The sequence below is a fragment of the Streptomyces albidus (ex Kaewkla and Franco 2022) genome, from assembly GCF_013870515.1.
Taxonomy (GTDB): Bacteria; Actinomycetota; Actinomycetes; order Streptomycetales; family Streptomycetaceae; genus Streptomyces; species Streptomyces albidus.
Genome location: NZ_JACBXA010000409.1, coordinates 1 through 3,272, shown reverse-complemented (window position 1 = coordinate 3,272; position 3,272 = coordinate 1). Strand labels below are relative to the sequence as shown.

Below are 3,272 nucleotides of genomic sequence, written 5' to 3'. Positions count from 1 at the left end.
GCCGCACTACCGCATCATCGTGGCCGACTCCCGCACGCGCCGTGACGCTGCTGATCTCGGCTTGCTCGGCCATGTGCGGTTCCCGACTCCTGTCCGGTGCTGGGCGGTTGCTGATCGACGGACGTCCAGGGGCGGGCGCCCTGTCCTGTCCGAGTCCTGCGCGACGTCCTGTCCGACGGTCTGTCCGACAGGACGTCGGTCCGTTCCCGGTTCCTAGAGGGCGTCCGGGCCGCGCTCGCCCGTACGCACCCGGGCCACGCTGTCGACGGGCACTGTCCAGACCTTGCCGTCTCCGATCTTTCCGGTACGGGCGGCCTTGATGACGACCTCGGTGAGCTCCTCGGCCTCCTCGTCCTCGGCCAGGACCTCGATCCGCACCTTCGGCACCAGGTCGACGGTGTACTCCGCGCCCCGGTAGACCTCGGTGTGGCCGCGCTGCCGCCCGTAGCCGCTGGACTCGGTGACGGTCAGGCCCTGCACACCGAAGGCGCGCAGTGCCTCCTTCACGTCCTCCAGTTGGTGCGGCTTGATGACCGCGGTGATGAGCTTCATGCGTCCACCTTCTTGTCCGTGAGCTGACCGGCCTTCGCCACTCCGTCATGCTGCCCGCCCGCACCAGGGGGTGCGGCGACGGGACGTGCCGCGGAGGAGGAACCGCCGACGGCGCTGAAGTCGTAGGCGGTCTCCGCGTGGAAGGCACGGTCGAGACCGGTCGTCTCGTCGTCCTCGCTCGCCCGGAAGCCGATCGTCGCGTGGATCAGCTTGGCGAGGATCCAGGAGACGACGAAGGAGTAGCCCATCACCGAGAAGGCACCGGTGGCCTGCTTGCCGAACTGCGTCAGCCCGGCGTCCCCGTCGATGGCCAGGAAGCCGACCATCAGGGTGCCGATGACGCCGCCGACGAGGTGGACGCCCACGACGTCCAGCGAGTCGTCGAATCCCAGCTTGAACTTCAGGCTCACCGCCCAGGAGCAGACCGCTCCGGCGACCAGTCCGATCGCGAGGGCGCCGACGGCGTTGACGTTCGCGCCGGACGGGGTGATCGCGACCAGGCCCGCGACGGCGCCCGATGCGGCGCCCAGCGTGGTGAAGGCACCGTGCCGGATGCGCTCGTAAACGAGCCAGCCCAGGATGGCGGCACCTGTTGCGAGTTGCGTGTTCATCGCCATGAGCGCGGCGGTGCCGTCGGCCGCGAGGGCCGAGCCCGCGTTGAAGCCGAACCAGCCGAACCAGAGGATCGCCGCGCCGAGCACGACCAGCGGCAGGCTGTGCGGACGCATCGGCTCCTTCTTGAAACCGATGCGCTTGCCCACCACGAGTACGGCCGCCAGCGCGCCTATACCGGCGTTGATGTGGACGGCCGTACCGCCCGCGAAGTCGATGACGCCCAGGTCGAAGAGCCAGCCGCCCTCGGCCCACACCCAGTGGGCGACGGGGAAGTAGACGACGGTCGCCCACAGCGCGATGAAGACCGCCCAGGCGCTGAACTTCACGCGGTCCGCGAGAGCGCCGCTCATCAGGGCCGGAGTGAGGATGGCGAACATCATCTGGAAGAGGGCGAACGCGAAGACCGGGATGCCGCCCTTCTCGGTCAGCGACTCGGCCGTGATGCCCTTCAGACCGACGAAGTCGAGGTTCCCTATGACGCCGCCGGTGTCAGGACCGAAGGCCAGGGAGTAGCCGTAGAGCACCCAGAGGATGCTCACGATGCCCAGCGAGATGAAGGACATCATCAGCATGTTGAGCGCGCTCTTGACGCGGACCATGCCGCCGTAGAAGAAGGCGAGTCCGGGCGTCATAAACATGACCAGAAACGCGCTGATCATTACGAATGCGGTATCCGCGCCATTCAATGTGGACGTCTCCTCGAGGTAACGACCCGTGCGGGAAGGACGGGAAGAGGACGGGATTGCGTCGGGATGAAAGCCAGACTCTCCGGATCCCGTTTCCTCCATTGCCGCCAGGTGTTTCACCGTGGTGACGATGGACGGCGTGGTGTTACGCCTGGATGAACCGCTGTAGGTCGCACCGATCTGCCGCTACTCTCGGCTCCCGCACGCGCGCCGCCCGCATCCGTACGTACAGAACCGGCCACGACCCCACCCGGTCGCGCCCTGGAGTCGGGGGAGCCCAGTCGGTGTGTCCGGGGTGCTGGTCGCGGCCGGCGGTCCTGTCCGGTGGTCCTGTCCGGTGATCTCGTCAGAAGGGCTGTCGGCCCGCTACGCGCTCTCGACGTCGGGCAGGTCTGCGGCCAGACGCCGGCCCAGCTGCACGACCTCCGCGACATCTCCGAAGTCCCGGGCGGCCCAGGCGGCGGTCCTGCGCAGCCGGTTGTTCACACGCTCGGACCGCAGCTTCCTGGCCACCTCTATGGCCTCCTCCGCGCGGAAGGCGCAGTGCTCCGGCTCCTTCTGCAGCAGGTGCACGCTGGCCATGCCCAGCAGGTTGAGGGCGTACGAGCGCCGGTGGCCGCCGCCCGCCTCCTCCGTCGCCTCCTGCCGGAACAGCTCCACCGCCCGCTCCATCGCCGGGCGGGCCATCGACGCGTAGGTCGGACTTCGTCCCGAGGAGTAGGCGAGGTCGCGGTAGGAGTGTGCGGTCTCCGCGTTCAGCTCGGCCTCGGAGAAGAACCGGATCCAGTCCGGGTCGCCGTCGGCGGCACCGGCGTCCTCGAAGGTCTCCTCGGCCATGCGCACCGCACGCCGGCACTTCCCGGGCTGCCCCATGTTCGCGTACGCGCGGGCCTCCATGGCGTGCAGCATCGCCTGCGTGCGGGCGGTCGCGCCCTCCCTGCTGCCGTACTGCGCGAGGTGGATCAGCTCCAACGCGTCCTCGGCGCGGCCCAGATGGATCATCTGCCTGCTCATCTTGCTCAGCACGTACGAACCCAGCGGGCGGTCGCCGGCCTCCTTGGCGGCGTGCAGTGCCAGCACGAAGTACTTCTGCGCCGTGGGCTGGAGGCCGACGTCGTAGCTCATCCAGCCCGCAAGTTCGGCCAGTTCGGCCGTCACTCGGAACAGCCGGCGCCCCACCGCTTCGGTGTGCTGCTCCTGCAGGAGGTCGGTCACCTCGTGCAGCTGGCCCACGACCGCCTTGCGGCGCAGGCCTCCCCCGCACTGCGCGTCCCACTGGCGGAACATGACGGTCGTCTGCTCCAGCAGCTCGACCTCCGGCTCGGACAGCTTCTCGACACGGCCCGCCGTCCCGGCCGTGCGCGCACCAGGACCGCGGACGGCGGGCCGTGTCGAGATGACCAGAACACCAGTTGCCAT

At 68.9% G+C, this 3,272-nt stretch carries 2 protein-coding genes and 1 pseudogene; all 3 read right to left on the bottom strand.

What is annotated here, in order from left to right; all coding sequences use genetic code 11:
- Positions 1-213: 213 nt before the first annotated feature.
- Positions 214-552, bottom strand: coding sequence for a P-II family nitrogen regulator (locus H5J26_RS29725; RefSeq protein WP_181769059.1), 339 nt, complete (start codon positions 550-552; stop codon positions 214-216).
- Positions 549-1,853 carry an ammonium transporter gene (locus H5J26_RS29720; protein WP_181769058.1) on the bottom strand — a complete coding sequence of 435 codons (1,305 nt, stop codon included), beginning with the start codon at positions 1,851-1,853 and terminating at the stop codon, positions 549-551. Before H5J26_RS29720 ends, H5J26_RS29725 begins: the two co-directional genes overlap by 4 nt.
- A 366-nt stretch (positions 1,854-2,219) precedes the next feature.
- Positions 2,220-3,272, bottom strand: a pseudogene (locus tag H5J26_RS29715) (hypothetical protein); the annotation flags it as partial.